The organism is Porphyromonas bennonis DSM 23058 = JCM 16335, assembly GCF_000375645.1.
Classification (GTDB): domain Bacteria; phylum Bacteroidota; class Bacteroidia; order Bacteroidales; family Porphyromonadaceae; genus Porphyromonas_A; species Porphyromonas_A bennonis.
Window position 1 is genome coordinate 1 of record NZ_AQWR01000004.1, and the last position, 26,628, is coordinate 26,628.

The window sequence follows — 26,628 nt, forward strand, 5'->3', positions numbered from 1 at the left end:
TCCGAAGAGAGCTGGTCTCACGAGAGGTAGACCCGGCTAAAAGGAGGCTCATAAAGGGATCTCGGTTTTTACTCCTGGCAAACTCAGAGAACATTGTAAATCATAACGGAATGTCCAAGCTACAATTAGCTGTAAAGATCAAATGCGTCACCCCTGACGCCAAACCCATTCCGGGTGTGTACACTCTCAGGTCTTAATCCAATGGCCGGTATACAGTCCTAGTAATATTCAATCAACTGTGTACTTTTTCAGGAATCGCATAAGTCATTGCATTTGGACCACTCAGTGACGCCCTCAGACTAATATCGGTATTAGTGATTACTATAGTCGGTAATAGTCGACACTAATACCGATATTAGATGTTACTCTTACCGGTATTAGATGTAGCTAACCTTTACCTGCTGGCTTACAGACCCATATGAAAGAACTCCAAAGAACGCCTTCACATAGACTCTGACGGCTTTTTATACTAGTCTCACGTGCGTCTACCCTGAGAGGGCAGGAGCTGAGGGTTGGGCAATAGAGGCAAAAATGCTAACTTTGCACGCTAACAACTGAAACTAAATCACATAAATACATAACAATGGATATCACTCTCGTAGAGCAGAAAGATAACTTTGCCCGTATAGACGTAACCGTCGAGAAGTCGGACTACGCCGAGGACTACAAGAAGCGTCTCAATAACATTAGCGCCAATGCCTCGATGCGTGGGTTTCGCAAGGGGCACGTGCCCAAGGGGCTCATCCTAAAGATGTATGGCGACAGCATCCACGTCGACGCAGTTAGCGAGGCAGTTACAACTAAGCTCATGGACTTCATCCGAGAGAAGGAGCTGAAGACCATTGGTCAGCCTATCATGCCTAAGGAGCTCAATCAGGGCGAAAAGCTTCTGCAGGACGAGATGACTCTCACCTTCCACCTGGCACTCATCCCTCCCGTCAGTGAGGACATCCTGGGTAGCGACGACCATCTGACCTACTACCAGCCGATAATCAATGAGGAGGAGGTCACAAAGCAGCTGGAGCGCCTACAGCAGACCAACTCCAAGTTTGTCGAGGGGGATCATATCGTACCGAATGCATTCATCTCCGGCACCCTTGCAGAGCTGGACGGTGACACCCCCAAGGAGGACGGCATCCAAGTAGAGCGGACACTGGTCTATCCGGACTTTATGACTGACGATGAGGAGAAGGCAAAGTTTGACAATGCACCTAAGGATAGCATCGTCGTCTTCAACCCTTACAAGGCCTATGGTGGTAAGAAGTCTGAGCTTAAGGCTCTCTTCCGCCTCGATGATATGAGTGATGAGGAGGTGGAGAAGTACAAGGAGAGCGACTTCTCCTACGAGATCAAGGAGATCAGCTACTCCAAGCGTGCAGAGCTAGATCAGGAGTTCTTCGACACGGTCTTCGGTCCGGACAAGGTACACTCTGAGGAGGAGGCCCGCGAGGAGCTGAAGTCTAGGATGGAGCAAAATATCAAGGCTAACGCCGACTACAAGTTCACCGAGGATCTCATTGATCTTATCGCCAATCAGAAGACTGATAAGGTAGATCTCGCTGAGGATACGATCAAGGAGTGGTTTAAGGGCTCCGAGATGGCTAAGGATCAGACAGACGAGGAGGTCGACAGTAATCTCAAGGAGCTGTTGAAGGGCCTGAAGCTGGACATTATCATCAACCACTACACGGAGAAGTACGGCCTCGAGGTCAGCGAGGAGGATCTTAAGAACTTCACCCGCTCCTATGTGATCAACCAGCTGGCACAGATCGGGCTCTCCTCACCTACTGAGGATATGATCGAGGGTCAGGTACAGCGTGCACTCAGCAATGATAACTTCCGTTACAACACCCAGCAGAACATGCTGCGTCAAATGGTCTCTCAGAAGATCCACGAAGAGGGTCTGCTGACGGTCGAGACCAAGGAGGTGACTCCGGATGAGCTCCAGAAGATCATCACGGCAGGCGACGAGAAGACTGAGGATGAGTCTGCTGAGTAAGGGATTCTTCCGTACTTAGACGCACTCATTACCAACCAAGGTATGTAAAGCCTGAGACTACTTTTCCGAGTAGTTTCAGGCTTTTCCTATTCTCCTTTCCGGACATTTGGGTATATTTCCGATCCATCAAGCACTATTCTATATGATTGTATCCCATTCATCCCCTTTTCCACGAGTATCTCTGACTGCTCGCTCTCTCTTTCTGGTGGTTTTTCTCGCATCCCTCCTATTCTCTACCCCTCTGCAAGCCAGGGACAAGGAGGGAAACTTTATCGTTGTCATCGATGCCGGGCATGGAGGGCATGACAGTGGAGCGAAAGGCAAATTCTCTTACGAGAAAGATATTGTACTTGCTATCTCGAAGAAAGTCGGTGCCAAGCTTGGCCAGATCGCTCCTCAAATCAAGGTCTACTACAGCAGACCGGACAATAAATTCATCGGTCTCCAGGACAGAGCTCGCTTCGCCATTAGCAAGAATGCTGACCTCTTCGTCTCCATACACGCCAACGCAAGCAACAGCCACTCCCCCAGCGGGACAGAGACCTATGTACTGGGACTTCACCGGACTGAGGATAACCTGAGGGTGGCGATGAAGGAGAATAGCGCCATACTCCTTGAGGACAATTACTCCAAGAAGTACGAGGACTTCGACCCGACCTCGAGCGAGTCATACATCATATTCCAATTCATGGCCAATAAGCACTTAGAGAACAGTCTCAGACTCGCCAAGCTGGTTCAGAGCGGGTTTAAGTCTGCCAATCGATACGACCGAGGTGTGCGCCAAGCAGGATTTCTGGTGCTTCGAGAGGCAGCCATGCCCAGCGTCCTGATCGAGATAGGGTTTATCTCTAATCGTGAGGAGGAGCGTTACCTTAATTCACAAAAGGGACAGACAACAATAGCCAATGAGATCGCCACGGCGATCGTAGACTACGAGCGACAGATCAGGAAGAGATCCGGTAAGCAGTAATCCATTCTGCAAACGGAGAGAGGGAGATGTACCTGTTTCGGGTACATCTCCCTCTCTTTTGTCCTAAGCTGACTAATTACTCCTGAGTATTGTCAGCAGAGCTATTCTCTTGCTTAGACTTGAGCATCTCCTTGAGCTCTGGCTCAGTGGAGGACGCAAGGTTATTAGACGAAATCTTCTGGTAGATCTTCAGATCAAAGAGCGAGATCACTGCCATTAGGTGCTCAAACGTATTGGCGGCAATGGTCTCATGCATATTCCAGTTGGACGTCTTGGTGAAGAAGCGGACAAGCAGCGGCAAGCCCATCTCTGTCATAGGCTTCTGGTAGCACATCGCTGCGTAATTGTGATCCACGGCATCAGACTTCTCGAGGAACTTGAGTACGTAGTTACGGAAGAGTCCAAGGTTTGTAACCCTTACCTGAGTCAGATCATCGGTCAGGCTCTGCTTACTATTTTCGTCAGCCACCTCGGCGATGAGCTGATCCATTACCTCACTCACCATACCGGAGCGACGCAGCCGCTCGATCAGCCCGTCATCTACGTAGCGGATAGAGGAAATGTCGATATAGATCGCTCTTGCACATAGTCGGGCATTGGAGCGCTGCATATGCGACCAATTCTGTACCGTATTGCTGACAAGCGTATAGGGAGGGATGGTGTACATAGAGTTGTCAAAGCCCTTGACCTTTACCGTTGTCAGGGAGATCTCCATAACGTCCCCGTCGACATCCTTACCCGGCACACTGATCCAGTCGCCCACATGGACCATATCACTACCGGTCAGCTGTATACTGGCCACGAATCCGAGGATGGTGTCCTTAAAGATCAGCATAAGCACTGCCGACAGGGCTGCCAGGCTCCCGAATATTGTGCTCATATTGATGCGGAAGAGCAGCGATATCACAACGAGTACCGCCAGGAAGATAGCTAGCACCTTAAAGGCCTGCAGAAGTGCCACCGTGGGATTATCCCTATATCGGGGTTGCTTCAGCATCCAGGCTCTACCTGTGTCGATCACGCTGATAAGGAATGAAAAGAAGAAGTACGTCTGGCAAAGTCTAGCAATCAGCAAAAGACCTCCATATACGGCTCCTCCATCGGGGAATGGAAGCGTCAGCAGACCGATAAAGATAGAGGTAATGATCAGGCTGACTAACTTGCTCAGGACTTTCTTACTGCGGGCATCCGCTGTGGAGCTGCTAAACCAAGGGATCTTTCCCAGGAGTCCCCTCAGTCCTTTGATGAAAATCAGTCGGAGTATGAAGTCCAGTAGCGCCAGGAATACAACGACAATCCCCAGCACCAGCATCTCGTAAGCAAACGATCCGTGCTCTATGCCAAGGTCAAAGCTTGTAATAAACTTTAAAAGTAAGGCTCTGATATCATCCATTGATTAACTTCTTTAATACGGTCATAGATACTTGATGTCATAACGACGGGTGAACTCCTTCGCTTCCCCATCCTTGATCTCCTTGATCTCGTGTCTTACCTGAAGGGGCTGATCGAAGCGATCGCAGAGGTAGGAGGCGAGCAGGTGATAGTGGTAGTCCGGACGACGGATCACCATAGAGGAGATCAGATTAGTAGACCGGGAGCCGAGGATAAAGCTGGAGAGGAAGTTGATCGAGTTATCATCGCAAAGATAATTGAGGTCAGGAAAGACCCGATTGCCTACATTACTGTAGTAAGTCATTTCCTGGCGATACTCCCCTCCACGCCCTGTGATGGAAGTAATGTTTCCCTCCAGGTCCCAGGTCACATCCATCTCATCCTCCTGGCTGAGTATGCTGTCGAGCTGACCTCCGTAGAGCTTAAGGTCCCAGTGCTCCTCCTTACCACTCTTCCGTCTGAAAGATAGCGACGTCCCCATCCCGAAGGGATCCAGATCTATGGTGGTGATCTCAGGAGTATTGCACTCCTCCATACAGTCTGTCTCTACGACCAATAGTTTCCTGTCGTACACCTCGGCCTCGATCAGAGACTCCCTGGAACGACAGCCCTGCTCGTCGAGAGCGATCCTCCGTGCCCAAGAAAACTTCTCGTCCTCATCCCATCCAAAGGTGAGTACAGAGGAAGGACGACTGCCCTCATAGCACGTGATGGAGTCAATGAGCGTAGTAGGAGTCTCTACTCTATGATGACGACTCTTGATGAGGTTATAGATGTATATACCGGTGGCAGCTCCTACTGACATGGTCGCCAGGTCTCTCAGTATATCGCGAGCTGCAGCGTTTATAGAGGTTTGGCTCATATTTGAAGAGGTTCTAGTGTTATTTACTGATTTGATCCACATACAAATCTACCATATTTATCTACAATGGAAGCCCCCTGCACTCAAAACTTAGTGCAGAGATCCATAATAAAAGAGTAGTTGTATGGTAATTCGGCGGGATCTGTAGCCCTTTAGCTCTTACCCAAGGTGCGAGAGAGGACCTTATTGACACTCTTCTTCGCCTCGTACTCCTTGAGGTAATATGGCTCCCAGTAAGCCACATCCTCAGTCTGCCCGAGGGAGATGCGCTTCACCACAGAGCTGAGCATCGCGTCAGCACGCGGGTGAAGGTCGTATATCAGATGGGATCCCGGTAAGATAGTATCAAAGATCTCCTTAGCCTTCTCGGCACCATTACCGAAGTAGTAAAGGAGCTTGTCTCCGACGATCTCCTGCAACCTTGCCTGACTCTGCTCGTCCGTAAGGACCACAGCAGCGATGTCTGTCAAGGGCTCCACTACGCCGAAGTAATGATCATCATAGCTACCTGTATATATCGCCGTATAGACCTCCATCCTACGAGCGTCTATCATAGGCATAAGGAGGGCATTAGGATAGTCGAGCTCATCCTCCATATCAAAGATCGTCATCGCCAGTAGCTCTGTCGTCATAACCGATACCAGCGGGATACCGAGAGTCCAGCAGAGCCCCTTGGCGTAAGAGGCTCCGATACGAAGTCCGGTATAGCTCCCCGGGCCATTGGAGACGCCGACCCCCTTCAGATCACGCTTATAGTCGATCTTACTCAGCATGCGTGCGGCAATATCGGCAAGTTGCTCGGCATGCTTATTAGATCCCTTAGTCTCCTCGTAGTCAACGATCTCATCCCTATTCCCCAGTGCTACAGAGCAGACCTCGGTAGAGGTGTCTAGGAGCAGAAAATACTCATCTTTCATATACATCTAATATCTCTATCAGTCTCGCGATCCGGAGCTGCTTGGTTTTACTTCTTCGCCTTTGTGCCTGAAGCTTTTTTCTTAGGCGATGCGGTCTTTTTGGTCTTAGAGGCGGAGCTGCGCTTCTTAGTCGTTCCGCCATTCTTATCACTCTCAGTTACGATAGCGCGCGCCTGCTCCTCAGTTAGCGACTTTGCTTCGACAGTCTTTGGGATCTTATAGTTCTTCCTCTTATACTTGATGTAGGGACCATAGCGACCATTGAGGATCTCCAGCTTGTCAGACCCCTCCCCATACTCTGCGATGTACTTATTCCGATCTCGCTCCTCCTTCTCCTTGATCAGAGGAGTAGCCTCATCCATCTCGATCTCATAAGGACTGATCTCCTTAGGTATGCTCACGAAGAAGGACTTCCCGACCCTCACGTAAGGGCCGAAGCGCCCGATATCCACAGTGACGGCATCCCCATTGTACTGACCGATCTCACGAGGAAGCTGCAGGAGCTTTAGAGCCTGCTCAAGGGTGATGGTCGCTATCGAGAGATCCTTAGGGAGTGAGGCAAACTTAGGCTTCTCGCCATCCACGTCAGCCTTCCCCATCTGTACCATAGGGCCATAGCGTCCAATCTTTGAGTAAATAGGCAAGCCTGTCTTAGGGTCATCGCCCAAGTATCGCTCTCCTACCTTGTGATCCTCCTTCTCATTCATCACATCCTCCACGTTGCTGTGGAAGAAGCGGTAGAAGTTATCGATCACCTCAGTCCACTCCTTTTCCCCGTCTGCTATGGCATCAAACTCCTCCTCAACCTCGGCAGTGAAGTGGTAGTCCATCACTCTGGGGAAGTGCTCGATCAGGTAGTCCGTCACGACGAGACCGGTGTCAGTCGGACATAGCTTCCCCTTAGAGGCGCCCACCCGCTCCTTACGGGTCGTCCGGGAGATCTTACCGGACTTTAGTGTCAGTACAGTGTACCTCTGCTCCTCTCCCTCGAGGTTCCGCTTCTCGACATAGCCTCTCTTCTGGATCGTCTGTATCGTGGGAGCGTACGTGGACGGACGACCTATGCCGAGGTCCTCCAACTTCTTGACCAGCGATGCCTCTGTGTACCTGGCGGGCTGCTTGGTGAAGCGTTCCCGGGCCTCTATTTGCTCAGCAGAGACTACGTCTCCGACAGCCATCCTGGGCAGTAGTCCGGATCCCTCCTCTGACTCCTCTGCGTCATCCTCATCATCCCGTCCCTCGAGGTAGACCTTGAGGAATCCATCAAAGGTGATCACCTCACCCTTTGCCTGAAACGAAGAACCACTCGATGCATCAATAGTGACCGTAGTACGCTCCAGCTGAGCGTCTGCCATCTGCGTCGCGAGTGTACGCTTCCGGATCATATCATACAGCCGACGCTCCTGGGCAGTCGCACCGGCGGATACAGCCTCCGGATGTACCGGGCGGATAGCCTCGTGAGCCTCCTGTGCTCCCTTGGTCTTGGTGGCAAAGTTCCTGACCTTGACATACTCCTTGCCATACTCTCGCTCTATCACAGATGCAGAGGCACCGATGGCAAAGGAGGAGAGATGGACCGAGTCCGTACGCATGTAGGTGATATGTCCTGCCTCGTAAAGCTTCTGAGCCAGACTCATCGTCAGGCCGACTGGATAGCCCAGCCGCCTCGACGCCTCCTGCTGCAGTGTGGAGGTGGTAAATGGAGGCGCAGGCTGACGTGTCGCCGGAGTGACGGTCACCTGTCCCACGGAGTATGTCGCAGAGAGAAGATCCTCTAGGATCCTCATCGCCTCATCGACCGACTGAGGTCGTGAGGTCAGGTCAGCGCTAAGCGACTCGCCACCCTCTGTCGTAAAGAGTCCCCGCACCCGGAATGAACTCTCAGGCTCGAAGCTATGGATCTCCTTCTCCCGCTCCACAATAATCCTGACAGCAACCGACTGGACACGTCCTGCCGAGAGACTCGGACGGACTTTCCGCCAGAGGATCGGAGAGAGCTCGAAGCCCACCAGACGGTCGAGTACGCGCCGTGCCTGCTGCGCATCGACCATCTTCAGGTCTATCGAGCGCGGATTCTCCAGAGCATTTTGGATGGCAGACTCGGTAATCTCGTGGAATACTATCCTATTCTTCTCCTTCTCGCTCAGCCCAAGCACCTCCGCCAGGTGCCAAGCGATAGCCTCTCCCTCGCGGTCCTCATCGGATGCGAGCCATATGTGATCCGCCTTCTTAGCAGCAGCTCTCAGAGTGGATACGACGCTCTTCTTGTCGTCCGAGATCTCGTACTGAGGATCGTAGTTATTATTCACATCGACCCCCATACCCTTGGTCTTGAGATCACGTATGTGTCCATAACTGGGGAGCACGGTAAAGTCTTTGCCCAAAAACTTGCCGATCGTTTTCGACTTTGCGGGAGACTCGACGATAAGGAGATGATTAGCCATGATTTTATGCTGCGAGATTACTTCTACTTGAATGTGGTGCAAAAGTAGCAATTAATAGTTTAATGTGTGGTGGAGTCCCTAAAATTCACTCATAGACGCATCAGGATCTACCGACGGAGCTATCGGACCTGTGACCCCGGTATGGACACCGAACGAGTAGCTACACATCAGCCTGATAATCAATAGAATGCATTACGTCACTTCTAATATCGGTATTAGATTTCACTATTACCGGTATTAGTGATGACTAATACCGACTATAGATCTCACTAATATCGGTATTAGTTTGACGGCAACTTCGCACAGTCCTCTTCGTCTACTCCAAAATGTATTTGTGTAGCCAGATATAAAATGCACACTTATAAGATAAGGTGAGAAAATCGTACCTTTGGCACTGGAAAGAGAGAGGTGCTGCAGTATGCGGATACACTTGTTCTCCCTCTTTCTTCCACATTTGTATACCATCCCGGTGGTACCGGAGAGAATAATATATGACACAGCACCTAAGAGCTGCCATCACCGCCATAGGACACTACCTGCCCAGTGAGGTCCTCACCAATGACGACATCGCCAAGATGGTCGACACCTCGGACGAGTGGATCACAACACGGGTCGGCATCCATCAGCGTCACATACTGAGAGATCGGACCGAGGGTGCCTCGGTGCTTGGCGTGGAGGCAATCCGTGACCTGGTGAGACGCCACCCGGTCGATCTATCAACGATAGATATGGTGATCTGCTCGACCAACTCCCCGGACTATATCTTCCCCTCTACGGCGTCGATCATAGCTGCTGAGGTGGGCATCCCGGACGGGGCGCCATGCTACGACTTTCAGGCGGCATGCAGTGGGTTTATCTTCGGACTGCAGATCGCTCGAGGATTCGTGGAGAGCGGGTTGTATAGGAGGATCCTCCTGGTGACGGCAGAGAAGAACAGTTACTTTGCCAATCCCTCTGATCGATCGACCCTTCCGCTCTTCGGTGACGGCGGAGCGGCGACACTGATCGAGCCGACGGAGGACGAGGTGGGGGTGATGGACCTCCTGATAGGGAATAAGAATATCGGTCACCGTGATGACCTGATCATCCCCGCCGGAGGCTCCGCCCGACCCGCTTCGCACGAGACGATAGAGAATGGAGAGCACTTCGTTAAGATGAATGGGCGGGTGATCTTCAAGTGCGCCGTCACTACCATGGGCGAGACCTCGGAGGAGATGCTTGTGAGAAACGGACTAACCAAGGATCAGGTGACCTGGGTGGTTCCTCATCAGGCAAATCTCAGGATCATGAGTGCTGTGGCGGATCGGCTCGAGCTGCCGATGGATCGACTACTGGTCAATATTGGTCACTGTGGAAATACCTCCTCCTCATCCATTCCCATCGTACTGAGTGAGTGCGAGAGCCGGATACGAAGAGGAGACAATATAGTACTGACCGCCTTTGGCGCCGGTCTCACATACGGTACAGCCTTACTTAAGTGGGCTTACGACACACCCGGAGAGCAAGAGTAACAGAGATGGATAAGATAGAGAACTTCAAGAGCGGCTTCGTCAACATCGTCGGCAACCCAAATGTGGGTAAGTCTACCCTGATGAATCAGCTGGTGGGCGACCGACTCAGCATAATCACCAATAAGTCGCAGACGACGAGACACCGTATCATCGGCATCGTCAATAGCGAACGCATGCAGATCGTCTACAGCGACACTCCGGGGGTGCTTAAGCCCAAGTACCGCATGCAGGAGGATATGCTCTCCTTCTCTCGCAGTGCCCTCGAGGACGCAGATATTTTACTTTATGTCACAGACACTATAGAGAAGGCAGATAAGAATGCGGACTTCGTCGCTCAAGTGGCTAAGCTCGACATTCCCGTGCTTGTCCTGATCAATAAGGCAGACCTCATGAGTCAGGAGGAGCTGGCAGCACTAATAGAGAGCTGGAGAGACCGGCTTCCTAATGCCACAGAGATCCTCCCTCTCGCCGCCTTGCATGGGGCGGGGATCCCCTATCTCAAGGAGCGGATCCCGGATCTGCTCCCGGTGTCGCCTCCTTACTTTGACGAGGATGCGCTGACCGACAGACCGGCACGCTTCTTTGTCTCTGAGATCATCCGCGAGAAGATCTTCCTCTACTATCAGGAGGAGATCCCCTACTCTTGCGAGGTGGCAATAGACTCCTTCAAGGAGTCTGACGATCTGATCCGAATCACAGGGAGGATTTACGTAGAGCGGGAGTCTCAGAAAGGGATCATCATCGGCAAGGGTGGCATAGCGCTTAAGAAAGTCTCCACCCTCGCTCGTCGTGACCTGGAGAAGTTCTTCGGTAAAAAGATCTTCCTCCGCCTCGAGGTGGAGGTCTCCGATGACTGGCGCAACAGCGACCGAGCGCTTCGCTCCTTTGGTTACGAGTCCAAGAGCTGAGTACCTATTTCAATACAGACAACACATTAGACAGATACATACTATGGCCAATAGCAAACTGGTAGCCCTTGTCGGCCGACCCAATGTCGGCAAGTCCACCCTCTTCAATCGCCTCACAGAGTCCCGTACGGCGATCGTCTCCGACACTCCGGGCACCACACGAGACCGGCAGTATGGACGCTGCGAGTGGCAGGGTCGCTCCTTCAGCATCGTCGACACCGGTGGCTGGGTCGGTCAGAGCGATGAGACCTTTGAGTCCGCCATCAATAAGCAGGTCGAGATGGGACTTGCCGAGGCAGACCTTATCGTCTTCCTTGTGGATGTGAAGGAGGGACTCACTCCGCTGGATATGGAGATCGCCAATATGCTCCGCCGTACGGACAAGCCGCTGATGGTGGTGGCGAATAAGGCGGATAACTTCACGATGGATGCCTATGCCGCCGAGTTTTACGCTCTATCACTTGGTGACCCCTACCCCATCTCGGCAACCAATGGTGCCGGTACGGGCGACTTCCTCGATGCGCTGGTTGCGCTACTACCTGAGGAGAGCGTAGAGGAGGAGAAGGTGCCGGATATGCTTCGTCTCGCCATCGTCGGCCGTCCCAATGCCGGTAAGTCCACTCTCGTCAATACCCTCCTCGGAGAGGATCGACACATCGTCACCGACATCTCCGGTACCACGCGGGACTCCATTTACACCCATTACGACCGTTTTGGACACAATCTCCTCCTCGTGGATACCGCCGGCGTGAGGGAGAAGAGGAAGGTGAGTGAGGACATCGAGTACTACTCTGTCCTCCGTAGCATCACGGCAATAGAGAACTCCGACGTCTGCGTCCTGATGCTTGACGCCACGCAGGGGATCGAGGCGGTGGATGTGAACGTCTACTCCATTGTCCGGAAAAATAATAAGGGGCTCATCGTCTGTATCAATAAGTGGGACCTGATCGAGGAGAAGGGCAAGGAGGTGATGGAGACCTACAAGGCAGCTATCCGCTCCAGACTGGCTCCCTTCACCGACTTCCCGATCCTCTTCATCTCCGCCTTGACGAAGCAGAGGGTGCTTAAGATCCTCGACCTCGCTGAGGAGATCTATGCCAAGCGTAAGACCCGCATCTCCACCGGTCAGCTCAATAAGGTGCTGCTCCCCATCATCGGCGCCACCCCGCCTCCGATGATCAAGGGGAAGATGATCAAGATCAAGTATATCACCATGCTGCCCGGTGTTACCGTTCCGAGCTTTGTCTTCTTCTGCAACCTCCCACAGTGGATCAGGGAGCCTTACAAGCGCTTCCTTGAGAATAAGATACGAGCCAACTGGGACTTTAGCGGCACCCCGATCAACCTCTTCTTCCGAGAGAAGTAATCCACCATGGCTGAGGTAAGGAAACGGAAGCGTCGCACAGCAACGGCGGAGCGGACCCGACAGCACTTCATCAAAGTAGCTCGAGACCTCTTCGCCTCGCTGGGCTTCCGTGACACGACGATGAATGGCATCGCGAAGAGTGCCGGCAAGAGCCGTCGCACCCTTTACACTTACTTCAGCACCAAGGAGGACATTTACTTAGAGGTTATCAAGGAGGAGTTTGACTTCCTCTACAGCGAACTGGAGAAGTTTGTCAATCAGCCGCTCCCCACACCGGAGAAACTCATGCGCTACATTGGGCGTCGTGAGGAGATGATCAATAACGTAGTGATGTGGAATGGGACACTGGAGGCAGAGTTCTTCAATGACATTGCTACGCTTGAGCGCGCTCGAGTGCGCTTCGATGTGCTCGAGCGGCGTCTGATCCGTCAGATGCTTCAGGAGGGGATTGCCGGGGGGTACTTCCGCTCCTCCCTTGACCCGACCCGTACCACGATGCTCCTACACGCCTGTCTCAAGGGGCTTGAGGTGCCCTATATACGGGGTCAGCTGGGACGCTCACGGGAGTCGCTCGTGCGCACCTACTTTATCGTCTACGACCTTATCTTGAAGGGGATAGGCAATAATACGGAAGAATAATAATAAACCAATACCGGATATGACTATTACTCAGACTCACAAGACCGCCATCGTCACCGGTGGAAGCCGTGGCATCGGTCGCGCCATCTGTCTCGAGCTTGCCTCGAGAGGCATCCAAATAGCCTTCTGTGGTAGATCACTCAATGCCAATACCTTCTCCCTTGAGGAGGAGCTCCGTAGAATGGGTGTGGAGGCCAAGGCTTACGCTCTCGATGCTGCAGATCACGAGGCAGCAAAGGCCTTTGTCGCCGACGTGCTCAGAGACTTCGGCACGATTGATTACTTAGTCAATAATGCCGGCATCACTCGTGATGGACTCCTGATGCGGATGGACGAGGAACAGTGGGACAGCGTCATCGGTGCGAATCTAAAGAGCGTCTTCAATGTCACCTCTGCCGTCATTCCGACCATGATTCGCGCTCGCAGCGGAGCCATCGTCAGCCTCTCCTCGGTCGTCGGACTCCACGGTAATGCCGGTCAGACCAATTACTCCGCCTCCAAGGCCGGAATCATTGGCTTCACGAAGTCGCTAGCTAAGGAGGTGGGCAGTCGCGGCATACGCGTGAATGCAGTAGCCCCGGGATTCATACAGACAGACATGACCTCTCAACTGAGCGAGGAGCAGACCAAGGCGTGGACGGCAGAGATCCCGCTCCGTCGGGCAGGTACTCCTGAGGACGTCGCCCAAGCAGTCGCCTTCCTTCTCTCTGATGATGCCTCCTACATCACCGGACAGGCGCTGCAGGTCTGTGGCGGCATGGCGCTCTGATCCATGGAGGTACTCTACGAGGACAACCATCTGCTCGCTGTCTCCAAGGCTCCCGGTGAGATCGTCCAGGGGGATCGCACCGGTGATGAACCACTTGTGGAGACCTGCAAAGCCTATATAAAGGAGAAGTACAACAAGCCCGGCGCCGTCTTCCTCGGAGTGGTACACCGGCTCGATCGACCGGTGAGCGGGGTTGTACTCTTTGCCCGCACAAGCAAGGCACTCACCCGGCTTAATGACGCATTCCGCCGGAGAGACGACCTTGAGAAGATCTACCTCGCCCTCGTCGAAGGTCACCCGGAGCGCCCTACTGCGACCCTTACACACACTCTCCTTCGCAATAGAGATCAGAATAAGAGCTACCCGGTCTCTAAGGGGACAAAGGAGGCAAAGGAGGCGGTACTCGAATATCAGACGGTGGCTCAGCCTTCCGAGGGGCAGACGTTTCTGGAGATCCACCTCCATACCGGACGGCACCACCAGATCCGCGCCCAGCTGGCGGCGATAGGCTGCCCGATCGTCGGGGACGTAAAGTATGGCGCCTCACACCCACTCCCGGACGCTTCGATAGCACTCCACGCCCGCTCCCTCTCTCTGACTCATCCGGTCCGACGGGAGCCGATCACCTTCATCGCCCCCCTCCCCTCCACTCGCGTCTGGGATCCTATCCGAGATCTATAATGCAAGAGAGGCTGTCCGAGATAATCGGGCAGCCTCTCTTGTGCTATATAGGGCTCACGTTACTTCTGATTGAGCCACTTATTCATCCAGTCGATCCAGGTGCGATAGAAGAGGACACTATTCTGAGGCTTCAGGATCCAGTGGCTCTCGTCGGGGAAGTAGAGCATACGAGAGGGGATGCCTCGCAGCTGAGCTGCGTTGAAGGCCTGCATACCCTGTGAGAAGAGGATACGGAAGTCATACCCGCCTGCGATGCAGAGGATCGGGGTGTCCCACTTGTCTACGAAATGGTGGGGAGAGAAAGAGTACGAGTTGCGTACCCGCTCCTTGTCCGTCTCCCAGAAGGGACCACCAAGGTCCCAATTGGTAAACCATAGCTCCTCTGTCTCCAGGTACTGGGCATCGAGATTAAACATCCCAGCGTGAGCAGCAAAGGCCTTGAAGCGACCCTCATGGTGACCGGCGAGATAGTATACGGAGAAACCTCCGTAGCTGGCACCGGTGGCACCGAGGCGATCCTTATCCACATAAGGCAGCGTGGCAGCGTAGTCGATCGCGGAGAGGTAGTCCTTGATATTCTGGCCACCATAGTCTCCGGAGATCTGCTCGGTCCACTCCTTACCATTACCGATGGTACCGCGACGATTAGGCGCAACCATGATGAAGCCGGCGGAGGCAAAGGTGCGGAAGTTCCAGCGGTAGCTCCAGAATTGTGTCATCGGACTCTGCGGACCACCCTCGCAGAAGAGGACGGTGGGGTACTTCTTATTGGGGTCAAAGTTGGGCGGGAGGATAAACCAAGTGATCATATCCTTACCGTCTGTAGTCTTGACAATATGGCGCTGTACGGTCACATTGGGATAGTCAGCGAGGAAGGCATCATTGTCAGGGGTCAGCTTCGTTGCCTTACCCTTAGCCACGTCGTAAGCAAAGGCGGAGGTAGGCTCAGCCATCGACTGAATGGTGAGGAGCATATCCTTACCCTCGCCCGCGAAGCCGGTCACGTCAGTAAGGTTGTACTTCGTCATCTGCTCAGCCTTCCCGGTCTCGATATTGATACTAAAGAGATTAGACGTGCCGTTATCCGGGGTAACGAAACGGAGTTTCTTGCCACAGGAACACCAGCCCAGCTGCTGAGGGTAGTACTCGTAGTCCTTTGAGACAAAGGTCTTCTTCCCGCTCTTCATATCCATCACGAAGATCCTCGGGAGGTCCGACTCACAGCCGTCATGCTCCATGCTTAGCCAGGCGAGCTTAGTCCCGTCGGGAGAGAACGTAGGGTTGGTATCGTAGCCCATCATCCCCTCTGTCAGATTGGTCGTCTTGCCACTCTGGAGGTCAAAGAGATAGATATCTGTATTGGTCGAGACGGCGTATTCCTTACCCACCTTCTTACGGCAAGAGTAGGCAATCTGCTGGCTATCCTTGGTCCAGCTCAGCTGCTCAGTCCCTCCGAAGGGCTTGGTCGGCAACTCAAAGAGCTCGCCCTCATTAAGGATGGAGCGAAGCTCCTTGGAGACCTTACCATCGGTGCTTACCGTGGCGATAAAAGACTGAGGTACAGAGACATTCCACTCATCCCAGTGCTTGTACATCAGGTCATCATAGATATGCCCGGTCTGCTTCCCGAGGTCAGGGTTTTCCTCCTTGGAGATCTCCGGGAGCATTACCTCGCGGATGACAACCACCTTCTTACGATCGGGAGAGTAAAGGAAGTCGATCACATCGAAGTCGTAGTCCGACACCACGCGGAGGTTGCTGCCGTCTAAGTTACAGAGCGCGATCTGAGCTTTATCGCCTTTGGTGGAGACAAAAGCAATCGTCTGATCATCGAGGAAGACCGGCGAGTGACCGGCATTCTTACCGAGAATGGCTCGCCCGCTGCCGGACTTGGCAGTCTCGCCGACCATAATCTCTGAGGAGAAGTTATTCTCCTCGAGCTGAGCCATGGAGCGGGTGTAGATGAAGTGCTTACCGTCCGGAGAGAGCTGGATGCCCCCGATGCGATAGAGCTTGTGCATCGCCTCAGCGGTGAAGACTTTGCCCTCGCCGGCGGTCTCTGTGACCGTCGTTGCGCTCACCGGAGAGCAGAGCATAAGCGCTCCGGTCGCCGCAAGGGTCATAAGGGATAAGAATCTTGACATGTGTAGGTGTTATGATTAAAAAGGTATATGTGCTCGTTACTTCACAATTGCGAAAGTACACAAATATTACGACACCCTCCGACTTGCCGGCACACAAAGCACAGTATGAACGACACATCAGCATGACACCCAGACAAGTACACAATGATAGCGACTTCAATCCGAGACGCTCTGTCACCCAACCCGGTAAGGCTACAAACTAATACCGGTAATAGTGACGACTAATACCGGTATTAGTGATCACTATTATCGGTAAAAGAATTATCGCTGATGGAGCCTACTCGCCACTGAGCAATACTCGGTTATTTCTCGGCTGCTTCTGCCGGGAAATTGTTCCGCCAGGGAGGATCTATTTATCAGGAAAAGAGTATATTTGTACCAGTCCAATAGGACTACAACTAAACTTTAACGACAAATAGAGATTTCATTATGAAGAAGTACGAGTGCACAGTCTGTGGCTGGGTCTACGACCCTGAGGTGGGCGATCCTGATGGCGGCATCGAGCCGGGTACAGCTTTTGAGGACATCCCGGAGGATTGGGTTTGCCCCCTCTGCGGAGCCACAAAGGATGACTTTGAGCTTGTCGAGGAGTAATTCCCACCACCAGACCTATCTTAATTAGGATCAAGCTAATCTAAATAACTAGGACCTCATCTGAGGTTTCCATAACGACAGAAGGGACCGATGCGGATGATACCACATCGGTCCCTTCTTACAGCTAATATACGAAGCTATCTCTATTTCTTGGGGATGAGCATCGCCATCGTCACCAACAGATCGAAGAAGACGATCTTGATGGATGCATTTTGCATAAGCTCCATACGCGCCGCCGAGAGATCATCCATCAGACCAGGATAGGAGCTGAGAGGGACTGCTTCAGAGACACGTCTGATCCTGTCACGGATAGAGAGCCGTGTGTAGATGATATCGTCAGTCCCATAGGATAGTGCAAGCATCTCGCGAAGCATCCGATCGGTCGCATCGATGAGCGAGATCACCTCCGGACGGCTCAGAGTGGCTGCTTGATTGGCAAACTCGCGGTAGGCCTTTGGCGTCCGCTGCATCGCCGTCTCCATGAGACTCAGTGCGAGATCGGTCGCATGCTCCTGCGCCTTTCCCTCGAGGAGTCTCATGGCACGCAGGAGATTACCTCGAGCGAGGTGACCTGCCTCGTACGCCTGGTCAGGAGTGGCGCTTGAGTTGCTAACAAGGTAGTCAATTAGTCGATCCTCCTCGATGGGCGGCACATCTACTCGCTGGAAGCGGCTCAGGATCGTCTCCAGTAATCGCGAGGGGTCGTGAGACACGGCAAGAAAGATAACTCCCTTAGGTGGCTCCTCGAGGAGCTTGAGGAGCTTATTGGCCGTATCCTCCCTCATCGTCTCCGGCTGCCAGATAAGCACCACCTGGTGTCGGCTCTTGAAGGAGCTTAGAGAGGTGATGTGTATCAGACGATCAGCCTCAGCGACAAAGATGTGGGGCTGCTTATTGCCACCCTTGAGTACCGCTCTCCAGTCCTCCGTACTGAAGCGCACCTGAGACTCAAGTAGTGAAGAGAAGTCCTCATGGAGATCCTCGGAGGTCACCTCCCTGGAGTCCGCCTTGATGACCGGATAGCAGAGGTAGAAGTCAGGATTGTCCCACAAGTCCATCTGCCTGCAGGACTCACAGTGTCCACAAGCATCCTCCCCGGGATCCTCACATAGGATATGACGAGCAAACGCAAGGGCTAAAGGAAGAGCCTCTCCACCATCATCTCCACAGAAGAGCAGAGCATGTGGGATCGCTTCTCTCAGCCGAATAGACGAGAGCTGAGCAATCAGTCCACGATCGGCGAGCGTCCCAGCATAGTCCGGTAGGAGACGATTAGCCATTATGAGATTAGCCTCTCGGACGTTCTACCGCTCCACTAAAGGTGTTTGTAGGATGTCCTGCCTCGGGAGAGTCGAAGTACTTCATAAATTGCGAGCGGGCGAGGAAGTTGGCCTTATCGACCTGCTTAGCTGCCAGACGACCGGTCATCTCGGTAATGCTCTCGTACTTGTGCTCCTCCATCCAGCTCTTCACCTCGTCCAGCGACTCGGTAATAGCCTTCTCCTTCTTTCCATACAGGATCGAAGCCATCTGGATGGCGTTGGCCCCGGCGAGTACTCCCTTGAGGACGTCCTTGCCATTGCGAGCACCAGAAGAGATGGAGACAGAGAGACCGGGGACAGCACCACGGACAAGGGCAGTAAAGCGAAGACCGTCGTAGAAGTCGCTGGGGCTGCTGAAGACCGGTCCGGCAGAGAGACGCTCAGCGGAGAGATCAACGTCCGGCATGTAGGATCTATTGAAGAGAACCACACCGTCTGCACCGACCATATGGAGATCTGCGCAGAGGCGGATCAGATTGCTGTAGTACTTAGAGATCTTCACCACAAGCGGCTTGTCGAATCCCGACTCCCTCAGCTCAGTGACTATCTTGATGATGGCGCGCTCCGGCTCGCCATAGTCTTGCGTCCGATCGGTCTCGATGCGCATAACATTAAGCTCCAGTCCATCCGCACCGGCGTCTGAGAGGCTCTTAGCGTAGTCCACCCAGCCCTCCGAGCTGGAGCAATTGATGCTCGCAAAGACAGGGATATCTACTGCCTCCTTTACCTCACGTACCAGCTGCACATGCTGACGGATCGAGTGCTCCTCGGAGTACTCCTTGATGTAATTGTAGGCCTCAGGGAAGTCGTGTGACTGATCGTAGGTATCTGCAGCCTCATTCTGGATCTGCTCCTCAAAGATGGACTTAAGTATCACTGCACCTGCGCCAGCCTCGGCGAAGGTCTTGATCTTTGCGGGCGAAGCAGTAAGGCTTGAGCTTGCGGCGATGATCGGACTCTTGAGCTTCAGTCCGGCATAAGTGGTGGTTAGATCAACCATGGTATTACTTGATTATCTTGATGAATTAGTGACTAATATAAATGGGGGATAACTCAATAGTGAGTAATGAGAGGTTCCTTGCCCTTACTCTTAGACTTAGTAGACTTAGTCTTGGATGCGGCAGGGACAGCGGAGGGTGGCACTTTCCCGCCTCCTCTCATGAAGGCCTCTACGCGGGGGATCTCTTCACGGATAGCCTTGATACGATTTTGGTCGTTGGGGTGAGAGCTCATCACTTCACTCTGATTACCGCCGCCGCTACGGCTAGCCATCCTGACCCAGAGATTAGGCGCATTGTGGTAGTCATATCCTGCGAGTGCCATCAGATAGAGACCGATCTGGTCTGCCTCGTACTCCTGCTTACGTGAGTAGGGTAGCTCAAAGATGAGCTTACCTCCCACATTGTAGAGCACGCTGCCGATCACCTGCGCTCCGGCAGAGCTTCCTGATAGGATCTGTCCTAGAGCTTGTCCTCCATATTGGCGTAGGATCGCCTGAGAGAGTCTCTCATTAGAGTGCTTAGCGACAGCGTGTGCCACCTCATGAGCAATAACTGTAGCGAGCTCATCGTCAGTCCGAGCGACGGGGAGTATCCCCTCATAGACCACGATCTTGCCGCCCGGCATACAGAAGGCATTGACTTGATTAGAGGCAATGAGATTAAACTCCCACCGGAAGTATTTAATATCCTCAGTGTGTCCGATAGACTTGAGGTAGCGCTCCGTAGCAGCCGCGATCCGCTTACCCATCTCGCGAGTCCTAACAGTTTGCTCCATATCGCGACTCTTAGGGGCACTGGAGATGAAGGATCGGTACTGCTGCTCACTGATAGCTACCACCTGAGCATCGGAGACCAGATTGATCTGCCGGCGTCCGGTAAGCGGGACAAGGGAGCAACCTGTCGTCAGGAGAGCGACTACCAGGGTGCTGAGAAATGATATATGATAGTGACGTAGATTCATTACTGTAGTGAACTATTGATTGTTTCGCACCCCAAAGATACACATTTATCACCTTGTACTGTCAGACGCTCCGATCCACGAGTACAGCCTTCGCACCGACCTGAGGCTGATACATAGCTCTAGGTAGAAGCCTCATACTACGCTGAATAAGGTAGGCGCCGTAGCTCTTGAGGTCAGTCAGGTGTGCCGTCTCATCGGGCATAATGGGAGCCCCTACGTAGACATCTATGATCTCACCCTTCTTATTGAGGCTCTCCGATGGTAGCATAAGGTCGCTGACGACAGAGATGTGATTCTTCATGTAATAGAATAGCCACGAATTGTGCCCATCAAACATAATGGGGAAGATCGGACGATCTGCCCGCCGAAGGATACGGAGACTCGAGTTCTTCCACGGGTTCTCCACCGGCAGACCTCGTCTGAGCGAGAAGTGCCCCACCCCGCCTGCGGGGAAGAGACCAAAGGGATAGCCGGCCTGAAACTCTCTCGCCAGGGCTCTCAGGCTCTTGACATTAACCGAGGGGTCATGGACATACCTTCTGCTACTCTGTCTATTGGGGACGACAGGCACCCACATCTCCTCGAGGGAGGATATGTGCGAGAGGACCGAATTGACCAACACCTTGTAGTCGGGACGAATGTGACCAACTATATCTACCAGTATCAGACCATCGATGCCGCCAAATGGGTGATTGGACACTGTGAGGAACTGACCCTCTCTCATAAGTTCTAGATTCTCCTTCCCATGGATCCTATACTCCACATCGACCAGGGGATGACGAAGTGCTGCACTGGCATAGTCCGGTCCCTGCAGGTGGCAGAGATCACTATTAATCTGGTTAATCGAGTTAACCCCAAGAATCCGCATCAACCACCGGCCTAGACCTTTGCCGACCCCGGTCTTAAAAAAAGGAACCATCTCCCCCAAGTCCTCGAGGGAGAGGATCTCATTACGTATCTCGTCCTTACTCATTATGTCTGTAGCAATAGTTATGACTGTACAAACCTAACAGAATAATATTATAACTCGATAGCGTCTGACAACAACAGGGCAAAAGCGCTGTCAAAGAAATAGAAATAAAGATAAAAACTAACGTGGTACCGGTCCTTTGAGTAGATTTGTCCGTGGAAGAATAACCAGCCCAGACCAGATGCTTTACAAGAAAGTCTTATCTCTTGTCATTCCCCTACTTGCCTGCCTGAGTCTCTCCTCATGTGCCAGGAAGGCGTACTATGACATCAGCACCGGTGCTGATGTCGCCGACAGCGGCAACTATGTGGTACGATGGCAGGTCCGTCCGGGGATGAGTGGTGAGGTCGCCATCTACGCTTCTGATGACGCCGGTAGCTATCCGGTCCAGCCGACCAAGGTAGAGCCTATCGGTAAGGAGTGGGCCACGTTTGCGACCGAGGGCAGCTACTTTACCAGGCACTATTTCCTCCTTGTATTTGACGATCGAGAGGTACGGGTCACCGGGACGAGGGTCATACCTACAGAAGGGTTTTCCAATCTTAGGGACGCCGGTGGATACATGACTGATCAGGGATACCAGGTGAGATGGGGTCAGCTCTATCGCGGGGGAAGGTCTCGCCAGCTTACACCGAGGGACAGCCTCATCATCTCCTCCATAGGACTGAAGCATAATCTAGTGCTGAGCGACTCCTACTCATTTGTCTACCTCACAAATGGCATCGGGAATGTCCTCCAGAAGGACTTCGCCGCCAACACCCCGGTCGACTACAAGTCTGTCCTGGAGAGGATCGGTAACGGATCCTTGACCCAGGAGGGAGTGATCCTCTTCGTCCACGATATGTTCAATAGTCTGGCGTATGAAAATCCTGAGCAGCTCTCCGCCGCCCTCCACTACCTCCTCGACCCGGACCACTACCCGGTGATGATCAGCGATGAGTGGGGGAAGGATCGGACCGCCTTCCTCATCATGCTGATCCAGTACAGTCTGGGCGTCTCCAGGTCAGATATCCTCTCGGACTATCTGCTGAGCAACGCCCTGCTCCCTGTGGAGCAGCTGGCGCCTCAGGGATTTCGCTTTGCGCCAGGCAGACAAGAGGCTCTGACGGAGTTCTTCCGCTGCCGACCCAGCGACCTCCTCTCCATCATGACCGACATTGAGAATAAGTACGGCAACATAGAGAACTATATGGACAAGGTGCTGGACTTCGACGAGTCAGACAGGATCCGACTGAGGGAGCTGCTACTCTACTGATCATAAACCGAGACAAGCAGCCACCCTGGCGAGACAACCTTTGTCCGTCAGGGTGGCTGCTTTATTACAAAAAGAAGATACTCGGACTCCATAACAACAATGTTCGAGAGCATCAGAAGGATTACTAAACTGCCAGGAGAGTATTTTTTACTCCAAGTCACCCCTGACTAATATCGGTATTAGTCAAATCTATAGTCGGTATTAGTAAACACTAATATCGGTAATAGTGTCAACTAATACCGGTAATAGAAATGCCGAGTCACCACCTGCTGATAACCAATCTGGTACGATACTCTCGCTACAGCACAAATATTGGGGTTGTGAGACCGACGACCGGTTAGGGAAGTTTCGGATGCGCTTACCCGGGTCTGTGGACTCAGGAAAACAGGCTAGTGGACAAAAAAGCGTATCTTTGCGTGACAAAAATGCAGAGGTACCCAATCGTACTTCGCTCAGTGTCCGCTCGGAGGGAAGAGGGGACGCTGTAGAATGAGCAGATATGAGCATGACGAAGAAGAATTATAAGACTTACGATCAGCTAAGCCTCTCGAGTATTGATCGGGAGGTACTGGAGTTGTGGAAGAGAGAAGATCCCTTCGAGGCCTCACTCAAGTGGCGCGAGGGGGCACAGAGGTTTATCTTCTACGAGGGTCCTCCCTCAGCCAATGGTATGCCGGGGATCCACCACGTCATGGCTCGCACGATCAAGGATATTATCTGCCGCTACAAGACGATGGAGGGCTTCCTCGTCGACCGTAAGGCTGGGTGGGACACCCACGGACTGCCGGTAGAGATTGGCGTGGAGAAGAAGCTCGGTATCACCAAGGCCGACATCGGTACCAAGATCTCTGTCGATGAGTACAATGAGGCGTGCCGCAAGGAGGTGATGAAATATACCGCCGAGTGGCGCAAGCTCACCTCGGAGATGGGTTACTGGGTGGATCTGGATCACCCCTACATCACCTACGACAATCGCTACATAGAGACACTGTGGTATCTCCTGAAGCAGCTCTTCGAGAAGGATCTGCTCTACAAGGGATACACCATACAGCCCTACTCTCCAGCCGCTGGCACCGGACTTAGCTCCCATGAGCTGAGTCAGCCCGGCGCCTATAGGGACGTGAAGGACACCTCCTGCACTGCTCTCATGGAGATCATCGATCCCGCTGAGGAACTTCAGGGACACGGGACCGCCTACTTCGCCGCCTGGACCACCACGCCGTGGACCCTTCCCTCCAATATGGCTCTCGCCGTTGGCAGCGGGATCGACTATGTGGCTGTGCAGACATTTAACCCCTACTCCCTCGAGCCGATCACCGTCATGCTGGCGGAGCCGCGCCTCTCTGCCTATCTCAGCCCTGAGGGCGAGGAACTGCCGATGGAGGCCCCCAAGAAGGGGAGCAAGGTGATGCCCTACCGCATCGTTGCCCGATATAAGGGGTCTGACCTCGTAGGGCTGAGATACAAGCAGCTCTTTACCTGGGTCAAGCCCGATGAGGGGGCTCTGAGGGTGGTGGCAGCTGACTTTGTCACCACCGAGGATGGTACCGGCATCGTCCACATAGCACCCACTTTCGGTGCCGATGATAATGCGCTCGGCAAGAAGGAGCAGATCCCCGGCATGATGCTCATTGACAAGGGGGGCAAGGAGGTGCCAATGGTTGATCCCGAGGGAAAGTTTTACGCCCTCGAGGATTTGGACCCACGCTTTGTGGAGGAGCGGGTGGACGTCGCTCAGTACGGAGTCTACGCCGGTCGCTATGTCAAGAACGCCTACCTCGACAAGCCGTCCGACGCCGACTCTCTCGACATTGACCTCTGTATGGCACTCAAGGAGAGAGGCCAGGTATACAGGATCGAGAAATTTACCCACAGCTACCCCCACTGCTGGAGGACCGACAAGCCGATCCTTTACTACCCGCTGGACAGCTGGTTTATCCGCACCACGGCAGTCAAGGAGCGACTCATTGAGCTCAATAAGACGATCACTTGGAAGCCTGAGTCTACCGGCACGGGACGCTTCGGACAGTGGCTGGAAAACCTCCAGGACTGGAACCTATCCCGCTCACGCTACTGGGGTACTCCTCTGCCGATCTGGCACAATGAAGACTACAGTGAGCTGAAGTGTATCGGATCCGTCGAGGAGCTCTCCCGCGAGATCGACCTCTCGGTGGAGAAGGGGCTGATGAAGAGCAATCCCCTTGCCGATCGAGGCTTTGTCGTAGGTGAGTATACGGACGATAATTACGAGCGGATCGATCTCCACCGCCCCTATGTTGACGACATGATCCTCTGCGACAGCAAGGGGCGGCCAATGGTCAGGGAGACAGACCTCATCGATGTGTGGTTTGACTCCGGGGCAATGCCCTACGCTCAGCTGCACTACCCCTTTGAGCACCGCGAGATGGTGGATGAGAGGAGCTACTTCCCGGCCGACTTCATTGCCGAGGGAGTGGACCAGACGAGGGGGTGGTTCTTTACCCTCCATGCCATTGCGACGATGCTCTTTGACAGTGTCGCCTACAAGCACGTGATCTCCAATGGTCTCGTCTTGGATAAGAATGGAAATAAGATGTCGAAGCGCCTCGGCAATAGCGTAGACCCCTTCATGATCATGGAGCAGAAGGGGGCAGACGCTCTGAGGTGGTATATGATCACCAATTCCTCACCGTGGGACAACCTGAAGTTTGACCCCTCGGGCGTCGACGAGGTGACGCGCAAGCTCTTTGGCACACTGCACAACACCTACTCTTTCTTCGCTCTTTACGCAAATATCGACAACTTCGACCCCGCGACTGCTCGTAGGATCCCTCTTGAGGAGCGACCTGAGCTGGATCGATGGATCCTCTCGCGGCTCCACTCACTGATCACCGAGGTGAAGTCCGACCTCGAGGACTACGAGCCGACAAAGGCCGGTCGCGAGATAGCTGCTATGGTGACAGACCAGCTGAGCAACTGGTATGTCCGCCTTGCCCGCAAGCGTTTCTGGGGCGGCGGCATGACCGATGACAAGCTCTCCGCCTACGAGACCCTCTACGAGTGTCTCGTCACGGTGGCTAAGCTGATGGCACCTTTCGCTCCCTTCTATGCTGATCGACTATACCGCGATCTCACTCAGGATGAGACGCAGTCCGTCCACCTCACGGACTATCCCAAGGCTGATCCCTCAGTGATCAATGTCTCACTGGAAGAGGCTATGGACTATGCTCAGAGGATCTCCGGTATGGTGCTCTCACTCCGTCGTAAGATGGACACGAAGGTGCGTCAGCCGCTGCAGAAGGTGGTGGTACTTACCTCCGATCCTCAGATGATCGAGTCGGTGAAGCACGTGGAGGAGCTGATCCTCTCCGAGGTGAATGTGAAGGAGCTTGTCTTCGACTCCGGATCCTCCGACCTTGTGGTGAAGAGAGTGAAGCCAAACTTCCGTCTCCTCGGACCAATCTTTGGCAAGGATATGAAGAGAGCGGCTGCTTACCTCACCGGTATGTCGCGAGAGGAGATTGAGATCTTTGAGAAGGCCGGGAAGACCGAGTACGAGGGCAAGGAGATCACACTCGACAGTGTGGAGATAATCTCTGAGGACGTGCCGGGGTGGCTGGTACTCAACGAGGGCTCCATCACCATCGCTCTCGATGAGGAGATCACCGAGGAGCTGCGCATCGAGGGTCTTGCCCGCGAGATGGTCAACCGGATCCAGAATCTCCGCAAGAGCTCCGGCTTTGACGTGGAGGATAAGATCGACATTCGCCTCGAGAAGACCCCGATGACGGAGCAGATCCTCGCGGCTCACAAGGACTACATCTCCACTCAGGTACAGGCTCGATCGATCGAGTCCGTCGAAGGACTCTCCACCGGGGAGCTTCTTGACCTGGATGAGAAGGTAACCCTACATGCAGAACTAACCATTGTAAACAAGTAAAAGA

21 protein-coding genes are annotated in these 26,628 nt (G+C 53.3%); 12 read left to right on the forward strand and 9 right to left on the reverse strand.

From position 1 onward, the window contains the following. The 3 genes from B088_RS08735 to B088_RS01410 all read left to right on the forward strand — a co-directional run. The coding region (locus B088_RS08735) for a hypothetical protein (protein WP_038973811.1) at positions 1-197 on the forward strand (197 nt) is incomplete at its 5' end. Positions 198-583: 386 nt separating this feature from the next. Then, positions 584-1,999 (forward strand): trigger factor, encoded by a 1,416-nt coding sequence (locus B088_RS01405; RefSeq protein ID WP_018106623.1) that lies wholly within the window; start codon positions 584-586, stop codon positions 1,997-1,999. Between the two features lie 205 nt (positions 2,000-2,204). Then, a complete protein-coding gene (locus B088_RS01410) occupies positions 2,205-2,969 on the forward strand; it encodes an N-acetylmuramoyl-L-alanine amidase family protein (protein WP_018106624.1) in 765 nt (254 codons plus the stop codon). 76 nt (positions 2,970-3,045) lie between these two features. Here the strand turns inward: B088_RS01410 and B088_RS01415 are convergent, their stop codons facing one another. The 4 genes from B088_RS01415 to topA form a co-directional block, all read right to left on the reverse strand. Continuing rightward, complete coding sequence (locus B088_RS01415) at positions 3,046-4,362, reverse strand: mechanosensitive ion channel family protein (RefSeq protein ID WP_018106625.1); 1,317 nt, start codon at positions 4,360-4,362, stop codon at positions 3,046-3,048. A 21-nt stretch (positions 4,363-4,383) separates the two neighbouring features. Further along, the gene (locus tag B088_RS01420; protein WP_025081479.1) at positions 4,384-5,166 is read right to left on the reverse strand and encodes a hypothetical protein; all 783 of its coding nucleotides are present in this window, start codon (positions 5,164-5,166) and stop codon (positions 4,384-4,386) included. 209 nt (positions 5,167-5,375) lie between these two features. Next, positions 5,376-6,140: a tRNA (adenosine(37)-N6)-threonylcarbamoyltransferase complex dimerization subunit type 1 TsaB gene (tsaB, locus tag B088_RS01425; RefSeq protein WP_025081480.1), complete on the reverse strand. Its 765-nt coding sequence runs from the start codon at positions 6,138-6,140 to the stop codon at positions 5,376-5,378. 47 nt (positions 6,141-6,187) lie between these two features. Next, a complete protein-coding gene (gene topA / locus B088_RS01430; protein WP_018106628.1) occupies positions 6,188-8,584 on the reverse strand; it encodes a type I DNA topoisomerase in 2,397 nt (798 codons plus the stop codon). 491 nt (positions 8,585-9,075) lie between these two features. On the opposite strand from topA, the gene B088_RS01435 reads away from it, so the two are divergent. Genes B088_RS01435 through B088_RS01460 form a run of 6 tightly spaced genes read left to right on the forward strand, consistent with a single transcriptional unit; the run spans position 9,076 to position 14,458 of the window. Further along, a complete protein-coding gene (locus B088_RS01435; protein ID WP_018106629.1) occupies positions 9,076-10,095 on the forward strand; it encodes a beta-ketoacyl-ACP synthase III in 1,020 nt (339 codons plus the stop codon). A 5-nt stretch (positions 10,096-10,100) separates the two neighbouring features. Continuing rightward, a complete protein-coding gene (gene era, locus B088_RS01440; RefSeq protein WP_018106630.1) occupies positions 10,101-11,003 on the forward strand; it encodes a GTPase Era in 903 nt (300 codons plus the stop codon). A gap of 43 nt (positions 11,004-11,046) precedes the next feature. After that, positions 11,047-12,369, forward strand: coding sequence for a ribosome biogenesis GTPase Der (gene der, locus B088_RS01445; RefSeq protein WP_018106631.1), 1,323 nt, complete (start codon positions 11,047-11,049; stop codon positions 12,367-12,369). 6 nt (positions 12,370-12,375) lie between these two features. After that, the gene (locus tag B088_RS01450) at positions 12,376-13,008 is read left to right on the forward strand and encodes a TetR/AcrR family transcriptional regulator (RefSeq protein WP_018106632.1); all 633 of its coding nucleotides are present in this window, start codon (positions 12,376-12,378) and stop codon (positions 13,006-13,008) included. 19 nt (positions 13,009-13,027) lie between these two features. Further along, the gene (fabG, locus tag B088_RS01455) at positions 13,028-13,777 is read left to right on the forward strand and encodes a 3-oxoacyl-[acyl-carrier-protein] reductase (RefSeq protein WP_018106633.1); all 750 of its coding nucleotides are present in this window, start codon (positions 13,028-13,030) and stop codon (positions 13,775-13,777) included. Positions 13,778-13,780: 3 nt separating this feature from the next. Then, the gene (locus B088_RS01460) at positions 13,781-14,458 is read left to right on the forward strand and encodes an RluA family pseudouridine synthase (protein ID WP_018106634.1); all 678 of its coding nucleotides are present in this window, start codon (positions 13,781-13,783) and stop codon (positions 14,456-14,458) included. Positions 14,459-14,517: 59 nt separating this feature from the next. Here B088_RS01460 and B088_RS01465 read toward each other — a convergent pair whose 3' ends face one another. Then, a complete protein-coding gene (locus B088_RS01465) occupies positions 14,518-16,602 on the reverse strand; it encodes a S9 family peptidase (protein ID WP_025081481.1) in 2,085 nt (694 codons plus the stop codon). Between the two features lie 429 nt (positions 16,603-17,031). Between B088_RS01465 and rd the strand changes: the two genes are divergently transcribed. Next, positions 17,032-17,196: a rubredoxin gene (rd, locus tag B088_RS01470; RefSeq protein WP_018106636.1), complete on the forward strand. Its 165-nt coding sequence runs from the start codon at positions 17,032-17,034 to the stop codon at positions 17,194-17,196. 143 nt (positions 17,197-17,339) lie between these two features. Here rd and B088_RS01475 read toward each other — a convergent pair whose 3' ends face one another. The 4 genes from B088_RS01475 to B088_RS01490 all read right to left on the reverse strand — a co-directional run bounded on the left by B088_RS01475 (position 17,340) and on the right by B088_RS01490 (position 21,453). Further along, a complete protein-coding gene (locus B088_RS01475; protein WP_018106637.1) occupies positions 17,340-18,476 on the reverse strand; it encodes a DNA polymerase III subunit in 1,137 nt (378 codons plus the stop codon). A 7-nt stretch (positions 18,477-18,483) separates the two neighbouring features. Next, entirely contained in the window at positions 18,484-19,518 is a 1,035-nt protein-coding gene (locus B088_RS01480; protein WP_018106638.1) for a dihydroorotate dehydrogenase-like protein, read from the reverse strand. Between the two features lie 53 nt (positions 19,519-19,571). Then, positions 19,572-20,480, reverse strand: coding sequence for a M48 family metallopeptidase (locus B088_RS01485; RefSeq protein WP_018106639.1), 909 nt, complete (start codon positions 20,478-20,480; stop codon positions 19,572-19,574). Positions 20,481-20,541: 61 nt separating this feature from the next. Continuing rightward, the gene (locus B088_RS01490; RefSeq protein WP_018106640.1) at positions 20,542-21,453 is read right to left on the reverse strand and encodes a 1-acyl-sn-glycerol-3-phosphate acyltransferase; all 912 of its coding nucleotides are present in this window, start codon (positions 21,451-21,453) and stop codon (positions 20,542-20,544) included. Positions 21,454-21,631: 178 nt separating this feature from the next. On the opposite strand from B088_RS01490, the gene B088_RS01495 reads away from it, so the two are divergent. Next, positions 21,632-22,705 carry a tyrosine-protein phosphatase gene (locus tag B088_RS01495; protein ID WP_018106641.1) on the forward strand — a complete coding sequence of 358 codons (1,074 nt, stop codon included), beginning with the start codon at positions 21,632-21,634 and terminating at the stop codon, positions 22,703-22,705. A gap of 499 nt (positions 22,706-23,204) precedes the next feature. Continuing rightward, the gene (gene ileS / locus B088_RS01500; protein WP_018106642.1) at positions 23,205-26,624 is read left to right on the forward strand and encodes an isoleucine--tRNA ligase; all 3,420 of its coding nucleotides are present in this window, start codon (positions 23,205-23,207) and stop codon (positions 26,622-26,624) included. The last annotated feature ends 4 nt before the right edge of the window (positions 26,625-26,628 follow it).